We start from the raw sequence: 2,218 nt of genomic DNA on the forward strand, positions 1-2,218 counted from the left end.
AACGATCTCAACAACGGCACGCTCGAAGAGACGGCGAAGCAAAACAACAGCCTCGGCAAAGCGGCGCAACGGCTGCTAGCGCGCATCGACGAACGCGCGCCGGCGACGCCCGCGGCGCAGCCGTCGCCCGACACGGCGATGCCGGGTGCGCTGCCCGCGTCGAACGACATGCGTGCCGCTCCGCATGAGGCCGACGCGCCAGACGATGCGACGCCGAACAGTAGAAATATTGACGGCGCTCAAGGCAATGTCACTGTTGAATCGAACCCAACGCCTGCTGCGAACGCACTTGGTGCGAGCACGTTGCACGGCGCGAATGGTGACATCGATGAGATCGTCGCCAATGCCGCGCGCGCATACAGCGCCGACCCGGGGCAGCAGTTCGCGCAGCAGGCGAACTGGGACAGGTCGTTGCAGAGCGGGCTCCGTGAGCAAGCGCTGATTGGCGGGTTGCAGAACCAGTTTGGCCGGATGGCCAACGACTCGATAGCGGAGTCGCGAGCGCAAGACGTGGCGCTCAAGCAAGCGCTGGGTCCGGAGTTTGCGGCATCGGCGAACGGTGCATTGGCTCAGCAGCGGGCCCAGCATGCGGCGAAGGCAGCAGCGGCCGCGCGGCTTGACGCGGCTCGCAATGCGGCAGGCTTGGACTTTGGCCGAGGCGCAAACGACTGGTCCGACGACGCGGCTCCGATCGACTTTGGAAACCGTAGCGCGAGTTGGTCTGACGGGGACGCGAGCCCGTCGATGTTGGATCGGGCGAAGAGCGTCGCGAAGTGGGCAGATCAGCCGATCGGCTGGCTCGACGATGTCCGCAAGACAGCTCAGCGTGGTAACGAGCAGATTGGCGATGCACTCAACGCGCTCGGCTTGCACGGACTGGCGGACGCTCACGGCGCATGGGGCGATCTCACGGGATCGTCGATGCCGACGAGACCGTGGGAACTCGCGCTGAGCGCGGCACCCTACGCTGGCAAAGCTGGACCGTTGCTGAGGGAAGGCGCGACGGCGTTCGGGCCGCAGATCGAAAGGATGTTCGAGCGCGCGGTGCCGTCGCTTCGCGTCAACATGGTTCCGGACGGTCCATCTTTCGGGCCCGCGTCTCCGGAAGGTTCATCGCCGAAGTCCGCGTCTCCTGAAGGTTCATCCTCGACGCCCGCGTATCCAGACGGACTGGCGTATCGAACTGACTTGGCCCGTCATCTCATTGGGCCTGATGGATTCAAACAGTCGGGGGCGTTGCACGGTACGCACAACTTAGAAAATGCGAAAGCGGCTCTTGATAGGAAAAATGCTACCTATAACTTGAATCCGACCGGTACAAATGGTATATCTGAACTCGGCTATCAATACACGAAGCCGAACGGGAGTGTTGTCAAGGAGTCGAAGACTGTGTACGACCCGTCGGTATTCAGTGATCAAGCAATGCTTGATCTGTCGCAGCGCGTCGGACAGCGAGCGTATGAGGCGTATCTGAAGGATCCGAGCAAAACACGCGCTGATTTAAGTGAAGGGGGGATGAACCTGCGGGCGTACATCAATATCGACCGTAAGACTGGTCTGCCCTATGTTGGTAACGTGCATCCATTAGGTGATTGAGGTTATGGACTATTTCAAAGAGGCGTTTGGCGGGTTTCATCCGCTCTTCGATCAAGATGCGGCGCTGAAATTGGCGCTTGATGTCATCTTTGCCGATCATCGTTTAGATGACTTAATTAGTGTGATTTCTTTTGAAGAACGCGTTGCGGGCATAGGAGGCGAGCCCGGTTGGATCATCGAGCATCGAGAAGAATTCGATGAAGGGTGGCCACAAGGTTCAACGTTTAGAAGTTTTGTTGAGCCAGAGGTTTATCCCATGGAGAACCCGGAGTTTTATTGCGATGACAAGACATTTCGTCGGTACGTCGAAGCAATAGCCAACGTCTATGAGGTTCGCCATCCAGAACGAAAGCAGGATCTGGATCGTCTGAAAGCAGCACTGTCCGGCCTGTAAAGCTTGAATCGCCAGGGGCCGCAAGCATTGTGCGCAGGCGATCGTTTCGCTATGGATGGCCGTATTCCTGAACTGGCATTGTCCATAGTCAACGCTTGAGCGAGTTGATATTGACCAGCGGGCCGTGAGTGTAATCGCACTCACGGCCCGCGTTCCGTTTACGGGTCATCGTTCCGTCTGACCGCCACGCCGCCAGCAACAAACGCCCGAAACGAACACAACAACCCA

At 58.8% G+C, this 2,218-nt stretch carries 2 protein-coding genes; both read left to right on the forward strand.

Annotated elements, in window-relative coordinates; translation table 11 throughout:
- On the forward strand, positions 1–1,596 hold a 1,596-nt coding region (locus AWB76_RS38525; RefSeq protein ID WP_157696342.1), incomplete at its 5' end, for a CdiA family toxin C-terminal domain-containing protein.
- Between the two features lie 4 nt (positions 1,597–1,600).
- Entirely contained in the window at positions 1,601–1,990 is a 390-nt protein-coding gene (locus tag AWB76_RS38530; protein WP_061165316.1) for a hypothetical protein, read from the forward strand.
- The last annotated feature ends 228 nt before the right edge of the window (positions 1,991–2,218 follow it).

Origin of the sequence: Caballeronia temeraria (assembly GCF_001544795.2) — a bacterium.
GTDB lineage: Bacteria > Pseudomonadota > Gammaproteobacteria > Burkholderiales > Burkholderiaceae > Caballeronia > Caballeronia temeraria.